Below are 20,045 nucleotides of genomic sequence, written 5' to 3'. Positions count from 1 at the left end.
GCTACTTATGCTATATTATCTATTGGTGTGCTGATCCTGCCTGACATTACCAGGTCATTATCTTTCCCATAGCCATCAGGTGGACAATATTGAATTCCGGATCAAGTAAAAGCAGATCAGCATCGTATCCATCCCTGATATAACCTTTACCTGGTAATTTCAGGATATCAGCAGGATTTGATGTAGCTACCTGTAATACTTGTTCCAGGGGCACTCCATCCACCAAAACAGCCGCTTTTATTTCCCGCAGGATCGAAGAAGGCAACCCCATCTCAATTTTTATCAGCTTCCCTGTTTCAGGATCGAATCCCGGCAAAGAGCCACAGGCATCTGAGGTGAAGGTAATATGATCCAGGGGAACACCACTGTCGAGCAATTGTTTTAAAGCGTTTGACGGTTTTATTTCTTCATCTGCATAATATGGATAGGAGCTGGTTGTGATATCGACATAGCCCTTCTTCCCATATGCTTTGGCATCCTCGAAAATGTAATTGTTACGGTTACAATGGGTAGGCAGGAATTGTTTATATCCCAGCTCACTATTGGCAACCACCTCATGGATCGGTCTGAAAGGATCGCGGGCATCTCCCATATGCAGGTTAACAATACCGGCCTTCCCTCCAATCATCCCTGCCACGCGTGCATGGGCTGCAATCCGGGCTAATTCAGCGATGGTGGGTACTGAAGAACGATGATCGGAAATGGCGACTTCTCCTACTCCGATGATCTCTTCAAAAAGGGCAATATCTTTCTGGATTTCTCCTGTTATAGTGGGAGGTGGTACCTGATAAGCCCCGGTATACATCCAGGCTGAGACTCCTTGTGCCCGTACGGTCTTCACCTTCATCAGCACACTTTCTACAGTTCGTGTAATCCCATCCGTTCCGAGGCATCCGATCACCGTGGTTACGCCGGCCTCCAGCATCATTTTTAACTGCAGTTCGGGCATGCGGCTGGCAGGGCCTCCTTCGCCACCCCCTCCTGTAATATGCACGTGTGAATCAATGAGCCCGGGCACAAGCCATAGCCCGGTGCAATCAATCGTTTGCTCCACCATGCCTGAAGGAAGCTCAATATGATCTGAAATGGCCAGAATGCTTTTACCGCCGATAAGAATATCCTTTACACCAAGATACCGCGGACTATATACCTGTGCATTTTTAAACAATGTTAGCATACAAAAAGATTTTGATTAACAAATTTGTTAAAAAAAAAGGTATGCGCTTATTTTTTTCGCTTTTAAATTCTTATTTTCGCTATAAACTAAGTCAGTTATGAGCAATTCAACTCTAATTATATGAAGAGTAAAAGATTACTTTTTATCACATCTGTCCTTCTGATATTGTCACGGGCATTCAGCCAGACTGTACCCCCGGGAAACCTGGTGATTGTGGGAGGAGGAACCGAGGATGACAATGCTAGTATCTACAATCAGCTCATCGGATTTGCCGGAGGAGCGGAAAAAGCAACCTTTGCTGTCATTCCTTCTTCCAGTGGTGTACCGGTACAGTCGTACGTAAGTTTCCGCAATACATTGATCTCCTATGGGATTAAATCTGATCAAATCTTTCTGATTAACATCGCCATGGTTGATGATGATAGTACCACAAATGTGAACGAAGCAGATTGGAAAGATAACGGCAACGATTCCACTCTGGCCGGAATCATCAGATCATGTTCTGCGGTATGGTTTACGGGTGGCGATCAGTCCCGGACATTAAAAACACTATACAGACCAGATGGAAGCAAGACGATCGTTCTCGAGGCGGTATGGGAGGTCTTCCGTCATGGTAGTGTCATTGGTGGATCCAGTGCGGGGGCTGCGATCATGAGTGAGTCGATGATCGGAGGAGGAAATAGCCTGGCAGCCCTGACTCACGGAGTTATTACTGATTACCATGGTGATGATTTCCCGGAAGGGGATGGTGTACTTATGATGAAGGGCCTGGGTTTCTTACCTTTTGGCATCGTCGATCAGCATTTTGATGCCCGGGCACGGTTTGGACGACTTGCGGTAGCACTCATGGATGATACATACGGCCGCAATATAGGCTTTGGCATCGATGAAAATACAGCCCTTATTTACATTGGCAGACAAGATTTGATGAAAGTGGCCGGTGCTTCCGGTGTCACTATTATCGACAGAACGGATGCCCGCATTTTTTATGTTCAAGGCTTTCCCTGCATTGAGAACCTTTCGGTCAGTTACCTGGAGGAAGGTGATTATTACGATTGCACAACCGGCAAAATCACACCTGTCGATGGTAAAAGATCCACGCGCGGGAAGGAATACTATAATATCCAAAATCCCGGACAGACAGGAATATTATCCGGTAATTCCGGCAACCTGCGTGACTTGCTCACCATCAACCTGATGGACAACAAAGGCGCAGATACCGTTCGAAACATCAGCTTTTGCGATGACCACTCCGGATTCCTGGTCACCCTGTCCAAAGGTCCGTTAAGCGAAGGATTTTACACAGACCAGCCATACGGTGAGGAAAAGTATACAGTAATCAATATCCGTATGGATATTACACCGGTACAGATCGCCATAAATCCCATGAAAGAATGAATCCAAACTAAACCTTAACCATATGAAAAAACATTATTTTCTGCTCCTGTTATTCACTTTATTTCTCAAAACATTGATTGCGCAAGACATTCCGGTTAGCGGAAAGGTTATTGCACAAGATGACAACTCACCTATCCCCGGAGTCAATATAGTGGTGAAGGGCAGTACAAAAGGGACGATTTCTGACATCAACGGAAATTATTCATTGCCGACTCCTCCCGACGGGGTGCTGGTTTTCTCGTATATCGGAATGGAAACACAGGAAATTCCGGTAAATGGAAGGAAAGTAATTAATATTACGATGAGCGGGCAGAAAATTTTCCTTGGGGAGGTTGTGGTAGTCGGTTACAGCACTACCAGTAAAAAGCTGATCTCCGGTTCCATCGACCTGGTCAATGAAGATAAGATAGACAACATACCCCTGAAGACGATCGATGGGGTGTTGCAGGGGCAGGTGGCCGGCCTTACCATCAACCAGAGTTCGGGTACCCCTGGCGGGCAGTCATCCATCAAACTCCGGGGAGGTAGTTCCATCAACGCCAGTAACCAGCCTCTGATGGTCATTGACGGGATACCTGTCATAACAGGCGAGTATGCCCAAATTAGTTATTTGGGCCAGGAGACCAATGCAATGACCGATCTCAATCCTAATGACATAGAGTCAGTAACCGTTCTGAAAGACGCGTCTGCTTCCTCCATCTATGGTGCACGGGCATCAAACGGAGTCATACTGATTACCACCAAAAAAGGAAGCCGGGGAAGAACCGATGTGAACCTGAATTTCAATGGCGGATGGCAGACACTGCCCAAGGAGCGGATCATCCCGATGATGAATGCTAAGGAATGGAACGAATACAAAGGGACAGACGTACAGGGAATCGATACCGACTGGATGAGTGAAATCCTGCAGAACGGACCCACTACGAGCACCGAACTTTCTGTGAGCAGTGGCAATGAGAATTTCCGGCTGTTTGTTTCAGGAAATCAGTATTCCCAGGTCGGGGCTGTGAAGGGGACCTCTTACAAACGATACAGCGGCCGCATAAACGCCGATTACAAGATAGTACCCAACCTGATGATAGGGGGTGGCGTTTCGGTTTCCAATTCGGATAACTCACGTGTGGAAGGCGATGCAACACTTTACGGTCCCCTCCCGAATGCTATGTCCATCCCTGCCATTTTCCCAGTCTATGATGCCAGCGGTAAGTATGACGAAACAGGTCCCTATGCAAATCCAGTAGCAATATCCAATGGGACAGTCAATAAGGCTTACACGAACCGCACCAATGGAAATGTTAACCTTGAATATAAATTCCTTAGCGGATTTATGTTCACCTCTAAATTTGGCGCCGACTTCTATAATCTGCGCGAGCATGAATACGATCCGGTCACCGTCAGGCAGGGTGCCAAGTATAACGGCCTGGGCATCGAAGGAACGAGCTATGTGAGCAACCTCGTCACCAGCCATGTACTTCAATACATCAAAAGTGTAAATGAAATACACAACTTTGATGCATTGGTCGGTTACAGTCTTGAAAAATATGCATATCGCAATACCTATATAGAGGCGGTCGATTTCCCCAACGAAAATTTTCAATATATAGAGTCAGCCGGGACCATCCGTGCAGCTTCCGCTTCTTCCCTTGACCGTGTTTTGAACTCCTACTTCGGACAGTTCAAATACAATTACAAGTATAAATACATTTTCACGCTATCTGCCCGCGCGGATGGCTCCTCAAAATTCGGGAGGAATAATCACTATGGGTATTTCCCTGCCGTTTCTCTTGCCTGGAGGATGTCAGAGGAACCATTCATCAAAAACATCAGCTTCATTAATGAACTCAAGTTCAGGGCCAGCTATGGAATAACCGGCAACGACGGCATTTCCGATTTCGCCTCCCTTGGTCTTTATGGAGGTGGATACAATTACGGAGGAAACTCCGGTACTGCGCCCATACAGCTCCCTAATCCTGACCTGAAATGGGAAACCACCTCCCAGACAGGCATTGGATTTGATATTTCCGTTGCTGACAGCAGGATCAACCTTACAGCCGATCTCTACTACAACTATACTCGCGATTTGCTTTTGGATAGGCCGATACCTTCCTCTTCCGGATTCTATACGATATCATCCAACATAGGTACAATGGAAAACAAGGGATTGGAACTGCTGCTGAATACCGTTAACATTGATAGAGCATTTGGTTGGACATCTTCACTTAACTTTTCCCTTAACCGCAACAAAGTGCTCAGCCTTTATGAAGACCAGCCCATCGACAATATGGGCCGCGGGGGTAACCGCGTTGAAGTTGGCGAACCCATTGGCATCTTTTATGGTTACAACTGCCTTGGCGTTGATCCTACAACCGGAAACCTTGTCTATAAAGACATCGACGGTGATGAAATATTGACTGCCAATGACCGCACCAAAACCGGCGATCCTAACCCGGATTTCATTATGGGATTTACCAATGTCTTCACATATAAATCCTTTGAGCTTTCCGTTTTTCTCTATTGTGTTTATGGAAACGACGTGTTCAACGGTTCCCTTATCTATCTCGAATCGGGCTCAGGTGAAGACAATCAGACAACACGGATGAATGATCGCTGGAAACAACCCGGCGACATTACCGATTTTCCACGAGTCGGAGACACCTACCTGTCATCCCGTTTTATCGAAGACGGCACCTACCTCAGGATCAAAAATGTGACACTCAGTTATAATTTCAACAGGGACTGGGTCCGGAAAGTGGGCATGAAATCAGCAAAGCTTTATGCTACGGTGCAAAACCTGTACACATTTACCGAATATTTCGGGATGGATCCTGAAGTTGACTATTATGGAGGGTCCAGCAATATCATCATGGGCACTGATTTCTTTACCTACCCGCAATGCCGCCAGGTTCTGTTCGGATTAAACATTGGTTTTTAACTCGCTAAACAAGAAAGAACATGAAAAAGTCAATATTTATACTGATTATAATAACGGTCGCACTGGTTTCCTGCGAGGACCTGCTTGATATACAACCTACCGACTCCATATCAGACACAGAAGCCATTAAAGATAAAACCGGGGTCAACCGCGCCGTTACCGGTGCCTATAACGCCCTCATGCAAACCGGAAGTTATGGACGCTACCTGATCATTGTCGAAGATCTCGCTGCAGATAACCTGAAATGGACCGGGACCACAAGGGATTATAGTCAATTTGACGAAAATACCATAGCGGCCGACAATGGTATAGTTGATGGTATTTGGGCGTCTGCTTATGACTGTATTAACCGCGCCAACAATGTATTATACCGTCTTCCCAACATTGGTGATCTCACCCCTGCAGAGCGCGATTCGTATGAGGGTGAATCCCTTTTCCTCCGTGCGTTGTGCCATTTCAACCTGGTCTGCTATTTTGGCGGTATTCCTTTGAAAACCCAGCCTACGCTCGACCTGAGCAACATCGACCAGGCTCGTAATACAGTCGATGAAGTATATGACCAGATCATTGACGACCTTTTGCAGGCTGAACAAAAACTACCTTCCACCAGCACGCTGGGAAGGGCAAGTTCATACAGCGCTACTGCCTTGCTTGCCAGGGTCTACCTGACCCTGTATCACTACAGCAGCGATCCGGATGCAGCTGCCCAGGCTGCCGCCAAAGCTGAAAAAGTGATCAATGAAGGAGGATATAGCCTTGCACTGTCCTATGGTGACCTGTTCACCGGTAATGCTACAGAATCCATCTTTGAGGTGGTCTTTGACGCACAGAACAGGAACGTGCTGGCACAATATTTTTACCCGCGCAGCCTCCAGGGCCGCTATGAAGTTTCCCCAACAACACAGTTCCTTGAAAGTTCTGAAGCTGATGATACCTTGAGATTCGATGCCTCGGTCGCATTCGATACCACTGCCAATCTTCCTTATGGATTTAAATACAGGGATGTCGTTACAGGTACCGACCGGGTGTATGTGCTTCGCCTTGCCGAAATGTACCTGATCCGCGCAGAAGCCTTGGCTTATACCAATGGAAACATTGAATCCATCCAAAACGATATTAACGTGATCCGCAACCGGGCAGGGCTTCTTCCTACCGAGGCAGATGATTATGATGAGCTCAGGCTGGCTATTTTACGCGAGAGGCGCATGGAGTTCGCATTCGAAGGTCAGCGATGGTCAGACCTGGTTAGGACTAAACTTGCCACGACCATCCTCGGAATTGATGAGGACTATACACTCTTCCCAATTCCACTCAGCGAAATGCAAACCAATAAAAAAATGACTCAGAATCCGGGATATTGATTATTTTTAATACTCAAACTGAAATATATATGAAAAGAAATTTTTATTATATCACGCTAGCCCTGTTGACGCTGATTTTTACGCCAGGTTGCAGGGAATGGGATTTAGATACACCACCGTCAAGCACAGTCGCTAATTTTGAGTTCGAACTCAACAATAGTGGATATGCACCCTGTGAAGCAACATTTACGAATTTATCATTGAATGCAACAGCCTATCACTGGGATTTCGGGAACGGGCAAACCTCCACCGAAGCAAATCCTGTCGCCCAATATGACACAACAGGATTATTTACGGTGACCCTTACTTGCACACCTGTGAATGATGTTTATTATAATGCTCTGATAAAAACAATGGTAGTCAATGTCAAAGATCCGCTGGCAGATTTCACACAGGTGTTTTATTATACAACACGAGCCCCGGAGGGTGGCAATGGGCATATGGTTATTTTAACCGATGATGCTCCATTGGTGCAGGACTTCGAACTGGGCGAAGTGGAACTGATTAGGCCTTATGGATTTGCAGCCGACTCGACCAACAGCAAAGTATACATCACTGATTATTCCGCGGGCGTGATTATGCGGTATGATGCCGATGGAAATAACCCGGAAAAGATCCTGGATAGAAGTGTTGCAGGCCAGGAGATCACCGGAGATCCTGAAGGGATTTTTGTATTGGGAGATAAAATTTACTGGGGAAGCCCGGGTGGTATCTTCAAGGCTAACCTCGACGGAACCAATCCTGAAGTCCATATCGCCACTGGGCTGGATGTGGCCCCCGAATTTCCCATCGACATGCAATATGATCCGGTTACAAATAAAATCTATTTGGTCAATGATAAAACCGATTACAGCGGGGGATACTGGACGGTCAATTTTGATGGCACAGGTTTTACCGAACATATTCTGGACGTTGATGGTACTGCCATTGAAGTCGATTTTACAGCAGGAAAAGTCTATATGGCACTATATCCTTCCGACGATCCTCCGATTGAAGGCGGTATATATATTTGTAACCTCGATGGAACGGATCTTACCAAGATAGGCGAAACCGGTGCAAAAGCAACCTGGGGTGTGACCATCGACCATACACGCGACAAACTCTTCTGGGGATATAAAATTTCAAATTCAGCCCCTGACGGTAAAATCATCAGGGCTAACCTCGATGGATCGGGACAGGAAGACTGGCTTACCGGCGTAAGCCCTCATGCCATGCAAGTGACGTGGATAAAGCTGTGACGGGAATCTACTCCGCTCCCGGATGAGCACCATGGTTCTTTTCACAGGTAATTTGATTTATATGAATTATAACAGCTGAAAATTTATTATATTCGCAAAACCAAAAAACAAACCTAAAACTTTAAACCTATGAAAAAAATATTACTTTTTCTTTCAGGAATGCTGATTTGCATTACAAATAGTTATTCCCAGGCAGAATTCAATACAGGTGCTTTGATAGTTTCTATAAACCAATATGGCTCTATTGAGCTTTATACTTCTGATGGAACATATCAACTGGATCGCACTTCGATTTTAGTCGGGACTTCGCCAACAACCGTTTTTGACTACAAAAATGATGCAGAGGAATTTGAGCCAACAGTTATAGTCACTAATCCTACCATGAGTGATTATGAAATCTATGGTGCATATGACAACACTTATTCAGGTTTACCCCCTGATGTAATTGTAAAATTGAATGCCTACGGTTGGAATAACGGAGGTTACATTATCGCCAAATTCAATATTATGAATAATGAAGAGACTGCCATGAATGCGTCAGCAGGTTTGGACATAATTCCCTATTTGGACGAGGTGTATGGATACGATACTGTTACATACAACAGTGCTGAAGAAGTCATTCGGTTTAACAGAGGTGCAGGGGTAAACATGGGAATGAAACTCCTCTCAGCATCATTGTCATCCCTGTATTCTTTTGAATGGTACGATGAATATTATGTAGATACCGATTACTGGAATTGGATGAATACTGGGTCACTGCAACCTTTTCATGCAACAACTTCTGGTGAGGGAACGGTTACAATCACTTCGCAGAATCCGGTGGCCATTAATCCAGGGGCATCATTTGATGTGTATTATGCATTAGCACTCGGAATTGATGAACAAACAATGTTATCTAACATTGCGGCAGCGGAACAAAAGTATCAGTCATGGTTCATTTCTGTTGAAGATATTAGCCCTTACACAAATGAATTCAATCTCAGGCAAAATTACCCCAATCCTTTTAATCATTCAACAACAATCAGTTATCAATTGCCATGTAATGGATTTGTAAGTTTGAAGATTTATGATGCTATCGGAAATGAAGCGGCTTCACTGGTAAATTCAGAACAAGCAGGAGGTTCACACATCATTTATTACGATGCAACCCCTTTAACCAACAGTGTGTATTACTATACGCTCAGGTTTAATGACCAGGTTAAGTCCAATAAAATGTTCTTGATCAAATAGGATGTATTCCTGAAGTGTCTGTCTCCATTGCCCTGTGAGGGCTATATCACCGGAGCGATTGCCAACCTCAGGATCCTGGAAGAACTGCAGGCAGAAATCTGTGTTGCCAGTAAACCAGCGTCATGAAATTATTCAATTCATCTCAAATCACCTCCTCTTGGGGATTAAATTTTGTTTTAGCTGACGACATACAAATGTGAGTGACTCTCGCGTAGGTTGGTTCATATAATTTTTTACCACTATAAAAATAAATTTTACGGATTATTTCAAAATAAAGCAGAAAATTTCCGAAGATACAACCTGCTTCTATAATCACTATTTTTACAAATTCAACTACCTTACCATAAAAAGGATATACCTATGTCACGGAAAATGAAGATCCCCCATACTTATGTAATTGTCTTTTCCATCATAATATTAGCCGGTATACTTACATGGATTGTTCCGGGCGGGACATTCGATCGGGAGACCGTCACTGTCAATGGCATTGATCGTGAGGTGGTTAAAAGCGATAGTTTTCATTATATCGGCAACACACCTCAAACCTGGCAGATATTTTCCGCTATTTTCGACGGATTCGTCGATAAGGCCGATATTATCGTATTTATACTGTTGATCGGTGGGGCCTTTTGGATCATGAATCAGACGAAATCGATCGACATAGGAATCTATGCCTTTCTCCGCTACACCAAAAAGATCGAAAAGAACCGTGTGATTCAACGTCTCGGTGTCGACAACCTCATTATTGTACTGTTGATGTTGATATTCAGTACTTTCGGTGCGGTTTTCGGGATGAGTGAGGAGACCATCGCCTTTACCATCATTTTTATACCCCTGGCCATCAGGATGGGATATGATTCGATTGTCGGAGTATGTATGTGTTACGTCGGCGCCCACCTTGGATTCGCAGGGGCATTACTTAATCCGTTCACCATTGGCATAGCACAGGGATTGTCCAAGTTGCCTCTCTATTCCGGGATTGAATACAGGTTTTTCTGTTGGTTGGTCATCAACATTGTCGGAATTTCTTATGTTCTCTGGTATACCAATAAAGTTCGAAAGAATCCAAAATCGTCCTATGTATATCAAGACGATACCTATTGGAGGGAACTGACCGGCAGGGAGGAAAAAACGGAAAAGTATCATACACCTCGCTCTGCCTGGTTTGTATTTGGAGCCATTCAAATAGTGCTTATTTTCTTTTCCTTCTTCTATCCGCAGACAAATTTGAAGATCGGACTTTCCAGCATTACACTGCCGATTATTCCCATCCTGACAGCGCTCTATCTGTTCACCAGTGTTGCGTTCTTGTGGAAATCGGCACATTTTTTCATCCTTAATCTTTTGCTGTTTACCATTGCTTTCCTCATAGTTGGAGTAATGGGTTACCAATGGTATGTCATGGAAATTGCAACCCTTTTCTTTGTCATGGGACTGGCCTCGGGTGTCGCAATGAATTATCGTCTGAACGACATCACAAAGCATTTTCTCGACGGGGTGCGTGATATCCTTCCGGCCGGTCTTATTGTAGGCCTGGCAGGCGGCATCATCATCATTCTGCGGAACGGTCATGTGATTGACACCCTGCTTTATTACGTTGCAGGTTCAATCAGTGGCTTAAGCCACTATGCAACGATAAGTTTCATGTATGTTATCCAGACCGGGATCAACCTCATCATGCCATCGGGTTCGGCCAAAGCAGCCCTGACCATGCCCATCATGTCGCAGTTTTCTGATCTGATAGGCGTTTCACGGCAGGCTACGGTCATGGCATACCAGTTTGGTGATGGATTCACAAATATGATCACTCCAACTTCCGGCGTGCTGATGGGTGTGCTGGGTGTTGCCCGGATCCCATATGATAAATGGCTCAAATGGGTTATCCCCTTCATGCTGATCCTCATCATCCTGGGCTTCTTATTGCTTATCCCAACAGTGACCATGAAATTAAATGGGTTCTAAATTTTCTTAATTTAGACGTAGCTTTTTCCGTAATATAAAAATTGGTAGTAAAAATCATTTATACTACTTTTATCAGAATTGGCTATCCCGTACCCGGGTCTCGCCCGGGCCGGGATTTAATGCAACGCGTGGTAAAAAATATTGGAGTTGATGATGAAATGGAAAGGTTTTCGCTCGCAGCAAAGCTCATTAACGGTGGATGCAGACGAAGCCCCGAACTCCCCAACATTTCTTACCACGGAAACGTTACCAACAAGGTAAAGTGCGACACGAGGTCGCTTAAATAACTGTTAATCGTTCTTTTATAGACTGAATTAACCTCATGTTCCATCATGAGTAGCTTACCGGCATATGCGTCAACGGTAACGTTGGGGTGTGAAGCTGCCGGGACGAGATTCCCTGTCAGATAGTAACGTTCGGACAGGTGTTGGCTTGGATGGTATGGTAAATATAAGTGAACTGCCGTTGACTTATCGTCATGTTGCATTGAGTGAAAGTTGCTGATACACTCTGACCAAAAGGTGAGAAGACAGGATATGGAGCGTTTCGCACTCCATACATGGATGAAGGTCTTCCGATAAATAGGCAGCACCTAACCCATTTTGTTATTTAAGTGGAACGTGGTAAGCCTGTAATACTCCCCGATTTCCGGGGTAGGTTCGTCATTTAATTTTTAAACAGTCTCTAAATGAAAAAGAATAAATTTTATAACAAATAATTATGGAGGATTTTAATCATGAAAAAAATTATAATTACACTTATTTTAATTGCTATTTTCTCAGCAAGACATTCTTTTGCGGAACCTAATATCGAAATTACTACCATCCCTCCGTACTACTCTTGGGGGATGCCATTATGTGGCACAGTAAATGTAAATCCAGATAGTTTTCAAGTTGCAGTTGTTATTTTTATTGAAGGTTTGGGATGGTGGACTAAACCATATTATAATCCTTTATACATTTCAATTAATCCTGATTCAACTTGGTGTTGTTCAGTTACTACTGGTGCTATAGATAATGTTGCTACTGAGTTTTGTGTTTTCTTAATTCCTGATAGCGAAATAGTTACCATTCCCCTTCACCAGGGTAGTCCCTGTATTAATCCTCTTTTATATACTATTTCGGTTGCAAACGCCTGCACTAAGCGAACGCCAAAAACTATAAATTTTTGTAATTATACCTGGTGGGTTAAAGATGCTCATTTACCAGTAGGACCTGGTAGTAACTATTTTTCCGATGATACTACAAATGTTTGGCTGGATGCACAAGACAGATTACATTTAAAAATCAAAAAACAAGGTAGCAACTGGTATTGTTCGGAAGTTTATTTAGTTGATACGCTTTATCCGAATTCCGGCAGATTTATTTTTTATATTGAAGGAGCGATTGGAAATTTAGATTCAAATGCAGTACTTGGATTATTTACATGGGATAATGATTTGTGTCCCTATCATAAAGAATTTGATATAGAATTTTCGAGTAATTTAGTTGATAGTATGCAAAATGCCCAATATGTAATTCAACCATGGTACATACAAGGGCATAGGAAAAGATGGTCAATGCCAGCAAATGTAGATTTATCTACACATATTATTGAGTGGCATCCTGATAGTATTGTATTTTCGAGTTTCAAAGGATTCCAGAACTATCCTCCGCTTGATATATATAAACTTAATTCATGGAAATATGACACTAATCTTACTTTACCTCCTAATCCACAAAATATAAGAATAAACTTATGGCTTGACGGCGGCCTTCCGACAAATGCAAATGATACGGCTATCGAAGTAATTATTTCAAAATGTGAATTTCAAGGAACAGTTAATATTACATACAACAATAATAATGAAAGCAACATTGCGGTTTATCCAAACCCTGCAACAAATAACATAACAATAGAAAGCCTGCAGCAAGCAGTAATAGAAATTTTAAACATACAAGGGCAGCTAATAAAAACCATTGCAGCAATCAGCAATATCACAACTATTGATATTTCGGGCTTTGCAAGAGGGATGTATTTTATGAAAGTGAAAACAGAAAAAGAAGTTGCAGTGAATAAATTTATAAAACAATAATCGCCCAGTGCATAATCGAGTAGACGGCCCCGCCAGCAATAACTGATGGGGTTCGCCTCTCACACCACCCTGCGTACGGTTCTCGTACAGGGCGGTTCGTTAAGCATGGGTACTACTGCTCTTTGCACCAGTTGCACCTTGCTCCGTTTAAAATAAGGCTGGTAAACTCGAAGTTTAAACCTCCTTATTGAATTTGGAACAACTTAACGTTCAGTCCTTCGCTAATCTGTGAGGCCTCCGCAGTCTCTATTTGTGGCTCGTTTCCATTACCTACTATGACCTCTGCGGACTTCTTGGCTCATAGAAACCGAATCTATTCCAAGACCTCCCTCGGTAAGGCAAATGTTCTTCGGTCTTATCCTGCGGAATCTACATGCTTGCTCTTTTGTGTTCGTAGGGCTTTACAATACTGTGCTTGCTTACCCGGGCAATCACGCCTCATATTCCGTTTCTCTTCGTCAGTTCAGACTTTTGTAGTCTCGCTTACTTCAGATAATATCTCGCGATATACACCCCCCGATTATCATCGGGACAGACTTTGCGACATACTAATACTTCCGGTCGTCACTCCGGCGAATAAGGGACTTACACCCTCTGGACTGCTCTTCTATCTTATTAATTTTCAAAGAACTTTATTATATTTGCCATTCAAGGCACACACAAGCCGGCAACAAAGCAATACGGGGCAAGTTGGAAAGGGAAAGTGGTCGGTGTCAATAAACATGATTACGAAAAGCAAATATAAAAACTTCTAAATCCCGCACTGCGGCTGCCAGCAAGGCGGTTAGATTGTCTAAAAACCCTCTCCTTTTCAACATCAATTTTGTTTATAATTTATTACTTCTTTTCCCTGTATTTACGGGCGTTTCGACTATTTTTCATGTATGGATTATCCCGATTCGGAAGATTCTCATCGGGATGACTGAATGTAAACCGGTTTTGCTTCTCTACGTTCGCTCAACCGGCAACATTCAGTTCACATACAAGGAAAACTCCGCTCACAGATTGTTCTCATCGAATCTTCCCTGGAAGAGAAAATAGAACTGGATAATCCGGTAAGGATTATCGATGCACTTCATAGCTTACCTCTTTAGGAGACTTATGTCCATCCTTGGCTTGAATGGCCTGAAACAGGATGTTCAAAGCATTTTATCGTCATTAGTTTAGCGTATTCCTGCCATAAAACTTTTTAAAAACTCAATAAAATACGTTGTGAGCTATTTTCCCCCAAAAACTACGTCAGATCATTTTTCTCTGAATATTTGTACCTTTATTCCTTAATCTCAAAACGACGGGGAAGTTATTAGACGGACTGCCGTTAAGCGCCTTTGGATAATAAAATGATAATACGTCTAAACAGATAAATCACACGCAGGCGGCCACGGGTCATAGCCGGAGCTGTTGACATTTAAAGCAAAACCTATGATAACTTAAATCAGTAAATCATTAAAACCACTTTGGAAATATTTTTACCAATACAATTGAATATCGTAACTATAAAAAAAGAAAAAAATGAAAAAAGAATTTCAAGGAAGTGCTCCTTCAGGTGCTGTTTACGGCCTGGGGCTTATCGGCGCAGCTATTTATTTCATTTCACACGCTACAGGCTTCTGGATTGGCGTGCTTGGTTTTTTGAAAGCAATTGTTTGGCCGGTTTTTCTAATATATGAGGCGTTTAAGCATTTTGGCATGTGATGAAAAACAGAATAACTATTTGTGAAGGTTAATTCCAAATAGCTCTTCATTATATATACATTTAAGCATTCCGCAGCAGCAAGGCCTGGTGCCATCCATTGCACATCCGGCATGACAAATCCTGTTTGTTATTTGGCAACAGTTGAGGATGATCAGCCACGGGTTCGCGCTCATAATTAGCCGGAATAAGATTTTTATGGACACTAAGGTGCATCAATTTGATAAAAAGAGATCCCGATGGTTGTAATTAATCCGGATGCGAAATTTCCTGCAGATTATCTTTACCAATTTCGCCTTGTGTATAAAACTGAATCACAAAAAATTACTTAGATTTGATACGTAAATCCTTATAGTGCAAAGTAAATTATTTTTCAACCTAAATATCCAACCGATGAAACCAGGAAGATTAATTCTTATCATTACAGGATTGTTTTTTTGTGCGATAACCCTGTTTGGACAAAGTTCAGTTGGCATAAAAGCCGGCATGAACATTGCCAATCAGGTAGGAGGTGACATGGAAAATGATCTTTTATATGGATTTAACGTAGGTGGTAGTGCAACGTTCCCTCTTTCAAACCTCATCAGCCTGCAACCGGAAGTACTATTTACAACAAAAGGGTGCAATTATGATTTCGAGGAGATTACGGAAAATGGCCAGATAAAAAATTATGAGCATTATGACGGCTTTTGGAGAATATATTATCTGGAGATCCCGCTACTCGTCAAGTTCACTTTTTTATCCGACAGGAAGCTCAAACCGCATCTGGTCTTCGGTCCATCACCTGCTTTCAAAGTCAAAGGCAGCTTTGATGAAGATTATGACCTGCAGGACTTTGAAAATGGGATTTTGATCCATCAGGAAAGCGGCCACGACAAAGGAGATATTCAGACGATAAAGACGTTTGACATGGGATTAACAATAGGAGCCGGAGTAACATTTGGTTGTTTTAATCTGGATGCCAGGTACATCCCTGGTCTATGGACGATCTCCGAAAAGGAAGATTTTGAAATCAGAAACAGTGTATTTTCGATCATGATCGGATATTCTTTTATGCTTGGGAAATAAAATTCTCTCAATTATTATAATTAAAATTTAGAGAAATAATTAAGTTATTAATGATCAACGATAGAGTTTGACATTAATTAGAATACTCACTTCACCCAATGCAGTACATCCCTGATGATGCACCAGCGGTTGGTCGTGTATAAGGGGACTTTACCGTCAATCCAAATATCTTTCTGACGCTCGGCAAAGCCGTTGTTTATTTGCAGATCGATCCAGTAATTCAGATAATTCGTCAGATGGTCAGCACCCGGAGCCAAGTAATAGGCATATAAAAAAGGAGGGAAAAATTTTACAGGCACTACCACAGTAAAACCAGGATGTGTATAAGCAAAAGCCTGGGCCTTGGCCAGCGACCAGAAAGCAATGTCTATCTCGGGGTGATCGGGAATATCCTGATAACTTTCAACATCCATCACCGGGTTTTTGGGGAAATTAGTGCTAATGAATTCATGAAGAACCACATTGTCATAGCGCGCGATTACCAGATTGGTCTGCTTCAACACCTCCTGGCCGGATACCAGCCGCGAAGCCAGATCTGACCGGGCAAGTATTGCATAGGGACTTTGGATATAGGGTTTGGAGACGTTCACTTCCTGCAGGCGCTCAGGAGTGACGGTGATACCCCCGATGGCGATATCGAAGCACTTCTTTTCAAGATCATGCGTCATCTGGTTTATGACGTAAGGATAAAACTCAAGTTCGACGTTAATATCCGCAGCGAGCTGATACATGAATGAAACATCGTATCCTACCAATTCGCCCCATTGGTTCCGGTAACAAAAGGGCATAAATCCGTCATAGTATCCCACACGCAGCACACCCAGTTTGCGGATCTGCTGAAGGGTACGCTCACTACCTGCTTCTGCATGCGACACGGTATCAAGAGTATTGTAAACCCTCGCATTGACCTGCGACGCCAGCTCCGGCACAAGGCGGAATTGTTCGTACGGAATGGTGTGTGTATTCCAGAAGTCAGGTAGCAAACTGCGTGATCCAAAAATAATGATCGCCAGAAAAAAGACCCAAATAACCATCGACCGTAATAATCTGAAAGGCCTGAAGGTCAGCTTCCCGTAAAAGGCCAGGGTAGAAAGAAGCGCTACAAAAGTAAATCCCATGACCGAAGCAGCTACCATAGCATAACGTGTAATAGCGCTACTGGTAACAAAGAGATCGACTACGCCGGGTGGTGACTGAAAAATGCCGGTCATGAAATTAACCGCATTCACTGTGCTGCTCGGCGAGCCAAAGGTGGACAACAGTGTCACAAAAGGTAGCAGCACTCTTTCCGGGAAGTTGAGAGGCATGTGAAAGAAATAACCACTGAACAAGATAAAAAAGACAACAAAAAGATTACCCAATTGTGCAAAGGGATAAGCTATCGATACTTGTGTCCCGGTGATTTCGGGTAAATCCGGATCATCCACATCCTTTTCCCTCGACAACTTAATGATGAGATCGTTGATGGCAGGGAGAGCCACCACCGACAGGTTTGTAACGATGGCGAGCAGCAGGGCGCTTTGTATCTCCTTTAGCAACCGGCGGTTCGACAGGCCGGTAAAAGAGGAAATAATGTAAGGAATCACCAGAAATATCAGTACGGCGGCACTGAGGAAGGCAATCACGATATAAATCAGTATTCCTTCGATATCATGCGACTGTATCGTACCGGCGACGGAAGCAAACAGTGCAAATACACCGGCAGGCGCCACAAATACAATCCAATTCCAAATCCTGACGCTGGCTGTTTTGAACTACTCTGTGATTTCCAGAAAAGCTTGCCTGTTCTTAATATGCTGTATGGCGATGCCGAAAAAGACGGCGAACACCACCACTGCCGGCACATAATTGCCTGACAGGCTTTGAAAAAGATTACCCGGTATCAATAATTTTACCAGGTCGAGGTGGGAGGTGTATTCAGCATGTCCAAGCACCTTGGGCACTCCTGGAGAAGGGAACATCAGCCCCAGAAACATCATGGTCGCAAGAATGATGGCCCAGGCAAAAACGTAGAAATACCAGCTTTTACTAAACACCTTTTTCATTGTCGCTGGATCCATGTTCCCCAAACCATGCAACAAAGATGCGATGAGGTACGGATAAACACACATCAAAAGGAGCTGTACATATGCTTCCCCGATAAACCGTAACGCAGATGCATACTCCCCGAGAAATATTCCCGTGAAAATGCCCATCCCTGCTCCCAATAAGATGAGCATGGGCATTATCGGCCTGGTTTTAATCATCCTGTTGAACCTTTTCACATTTTAATGGTAAAGTTATAAAATGAATTAATCCCAAAGCTTCGCAGAATGGGCTAAATGATGTGTTATAAGGAAAAGTATAAACACGGATGACAGTGACTCTCCAACCTAATGAATGGTGGAAAATGCTTTTTTGCCTGAGAAATTCGTAGGTTAACGTCATCAATAGCTGGGCAACTAAAGTATTCCATTCATGAGCGTAAATCATTTTGACGTTTTCTCCATAAAATTTTGTCATTGATTATTAACGCTTTACAAAATATTTTTCAGTTTGTTGAAAAATACTTCACTTTTCACCCCGACCTTTTGGGGCGTTTTGGTATTAATGAATGTGTGGAGTGATGATGGGATTACTATATAGCAACTTAAGTGTTATTATATATAAAAAAGTTGTATCTTTACATAGCTTGAGTAACGTTTAGCACGGAAATTCACTGGAAGCATCCGGCGCTCTATTAATGATCTTTGACAATAAAAACAACTATCAATCCAGCACGCCACTGCCATCTCTCCTGACCACACTCCTGATAGCAGTCTGGCAGGACTGTCAAAGTAGTGGGTGTAAGATAGTTGGCGGCAAGCATGTGGGAACAGTGCAAACATTAAACAATTAGACAATAAACTATGAGCAAATACATAGATCTTGTAACTATTTTGGACAAAATAAGGGGCGAAGCCCCACCCGAATTTAAGCGATATCATCCAGACAGTAATCAAACGGAACAAATTAACAGTGCAAGAGCAAGAGCATTCATACACCTATTTCTAAAAGTGAAATTTGGTTTAATTGACTTTATTAAACGAGAAAAATTTATCACTGATGACACTGATGATGGAGGTATAGACGGCTATTACATTGACGAAGAAAATAAAAAACTTTATTTCATTCAATCAAAATTCAGAGCCACAGGAGAAAATTTCGAAAATAAAGAAATCACTTTTGAAGAATTACTATCAATGGATGTGCAGAGAATTAGTGAAGGGGAGACAACTTATGAAAGCGGACAAAAATATAATGACAAAATTCAAAAATTCATTGAAGAACTTCAAAATCATTCTGACCTTCCAAAATATAAACATATAGTTATTCTCTTGGCAAACAGTAAAAATTCAATGCAAGCCAAGATAGACAAACTTACAGGAGGATATCATACGGAAATTTATAACTACGATAAATGTTACAATGAATTAGTTTTTCCAGTTGTTTCTGGAACATATTATAATATTTCAGAACTCAAGATAACTATTAATGTCGACAGCAGTAGTGCAGGACACAGAATTGATTATGATGTTAGAACGAAATTTTACGAATGCAATGTAAACGCCTTTTTTGTCCCAACTATTGAGATTGCAAAAATTCTATCTAAATTCAAAAATTCAATTTTACGTTTTAATCCAAGAAGCTATTTGAATTTAGCTACGGGTAGTGTAAATGCTGAAATTGCAAAATCAATTACAGCTATTACCACGAATGAATTTGCTCTATTTAACAATGGAATTACAATGTTCATAGATTTTCACGGTAAACAACCACCCGTATTTTACGAGTAGGAAGCTCCCTCAAAGGTAACATTCATATTGTTAAGCCAGGAGTATTTCTGCCTGGAAAATTGTTTCATTACCTCGAGAATGAGCGGGAGGGTTCTTT

13 protein-coding genes and 2 pseudogenes are annotated in these 20,045 nt (G+C 42.7%); 10 read left to right on the top strand and 5 right to left on the bottom strand.

The genetic code is table 11. From position 1 onward, the window contains the following. Positions 1-46: 46 nt before the first annotated feature. Positions 47-1,177 (bottom strand): beta-aspartyl-peptidase, encoded by a 1,131-nt coding sequence (gene iadA / locus NT175_05860; protein MCX6234237.1) that lies wholly within the window; start codon positions 1,175-1,177, stop codon positions 47-49. A gap of 120 nt (positions 1,178-1,297) precedes the next feature. Here iadA and NT175_05855 point away from each other — a divergent pair, with 120 nt between their 5' ends. The 6 genes and pseudogenes from NT175_05855 (at position 1,298) to NT175_05830 (ending at position 11,298) form a co-directional block, all read left to right on the top strand. Further along, complete coding sequence (locus tag NT175_05855; GenBank protein MCX6234236.1) at positions 1,298-2,575, top strand: cyanophycinase; 1,278 nt, start codon at positions 1,298-1,300, stop codon at positions 2,573-2,575. 22 nt (positions 2,576-2,597) lie between these two features. Next, on the top strand, positions 2,598-5,507 hold the full coding sequence (locus NT175_05850; protein MCX6234235.1) for a TonB-dependent receptor: 2,910 nt from the start codon (positions 2,598-2,600) through the stop codon (positions 5,505-5,507). Between the two features lie 20 nt (positions 5,508-5,527). After that, positions 5,528-6,868 carry a RagB/SusD family nutrient uptake outer membrane protein gene (locus tag NT175_05845; GenBank protein ID MCX6234234.1) on the top strand — a complete coding sequence of 447 codons (1,341 nt, stop codon included), beginning with the start codon at positions 5,528-5,530 and terminating at the stop codon, positions 6,866-6,868. 158 nt (positions 6,869-7,026) lie between these two features. After that, positions 7,027-7,182, top strand: a pseudogene (locus NT175_05840) (PKD domain-containing protein). Between the two features lie 1,053 nt (positions 7,183-8,235). Continuing rightward, the gene (locus NT175_05835; protein MCX6234233.1) at positions 8,236-9,336 is read left to right on the top strand and encodes a hypothetical protein; all 1,101 of its coding nucleotides are present in this window, start codon (positions 8,236-8,238) and stop codon (positions 9,334-9,336) included. A gap of 360 nt (positions 9,337-9,696) precedes the next feature. Next, positions 9,697-11,298 (top strand): AbgT family transporter, encoded by a 1,602-nt coding sequence (locus NT175_05830; GenBank protein MCX6234232.1) that lies wholly within the window; start codon positions 9,697-9,699, stop codon positions 11,296-11,298. Positions 11,299-11,530: 232 nt separating this feature from the next. On the opposite strand, the gene NT175_05825 is transcribed toward NT175_05830, so the two are convergent. Further along, positions 11,531-11,785, bottom strand: coding sequence for a hypothetical protein (locus tag NT175_05825; protein MCX6234231.1), 255 nt, complete (start codon positions 11,783-11,785; stop codon positions 11,531-11,533). A 249-nt stretch (positions 11,786-12,034) separates the two neighbouring features. Between NT175_05825 and NT175_05820 the strand changes: the two genes are divergently transcribed. The 3 genes from NT175_05820 (at position 12,035) to NT175_05810 (ending at position 16,133) form a co-directional block, all read left to right on the top strand. Further along, positions 12,035-13,372 carry a T9SS type A sorting domain-containing protein gene (locus NT175_05820; GenBank protein MCX6234230.1) on the top strand — a complete coding sequence of 446 codons (1,338 nt, stop codon included), beginning with the start codon at positions 12,035-12,037 and terminating at the stop codon, positions 13,370-13,372. 1,512 nt (positions 13,373-14,884) lie between these two features. Continuing rightward, a complete protein-coding gene (locus NT175_05815; protein MCX6234229.1) occupies positions 14,885-15,067 on the top strand; it encodes a hypothetical protein in 183 nt (60 codons plus the stop codon). A 391-nt stretch (positions 15,068-15,458) separates the two neighbouring features. After that, positions 15,459-16,133: a porin family protein gene (locus tag NT175_05810; GenBank protein MCX6234228.1), complete on the top strand. Its 675-nt coding sequence runs from the start codon at positions 15,459-15,461 to the stop codon at positions 16,131-16,133. An 86-nt stretch (positions 16,134-16,219) separates the two neighbouring features. Here NT175_05810 and NT175_05805 read toward each other — a convergent pair whose 3' ends face one another. The 3 genes and pseudogenes from NT175_05805 to NT175_05795 all read right to left on the bottom strand — a co-directional run bounded on the left by NT175_05805 (position 16,220) and on the right by NT175_05795 (position 18,605). After that, positions 16,220-17,167: a transporter substrate-binding domain-containing protein gene (locus NT175_05805; protein MCX6234227.1), complete on the bottom strand. Its 948-nt coding sequence runs from the start codon at positions 17,165-17,167 to the stop codon at positions 16,220-16,222. A gap of 123 nt (positions 17,168-17,290) precedes the next feature. Beyond that, a pseudogene (locus NT175_05800) lies at positions 17,291-18,352 on the bottom strand (cation:dicarboxylase symporter family transporter). A gap of 19 nt (positions 18,353-18,371) precedes the next feature. Next, on the bottom strand, positions 18,372-18,605 hold the full coding sequence (locus tag NT175_05795) for a hypothetical protein (GenBank protein MCX6234226.1): 234 nt from the start codon (positions 18,603-18,605) through the stop codon (positions 18,372-18,374). A gap of 416 nt (positions 18,606-19,021) precedes the next feature. Between NT175_05795 and NT175_05790 the strand changes: the two genes are divergently transcribed. Then, positions 19,022-19,948, top strand: a complete 927-nt coding sequence (locus tag NT175_05790; protein ID MCX6234225.1) for a hypothetical protein — start codon at positions 19,022-19,024, stop codon at positions 19,946-19,948. Positions 19,949-20,045 lie beyond the last annotated feature (97 nt).

The organism is Bacteroidota bacterium (genome assembly GCA_026391695.1).
Classification (GTDB): Bacteria; Bacteroidota; Bacteroidia; order Bacteroidales; family JAGONC01; genus JAPLDP01.
The sequence above is the reverse complement of the archived record's forward strand: the minus strand, read 5'-3'. Positions and strand labels throughout refer to the sequence as shown.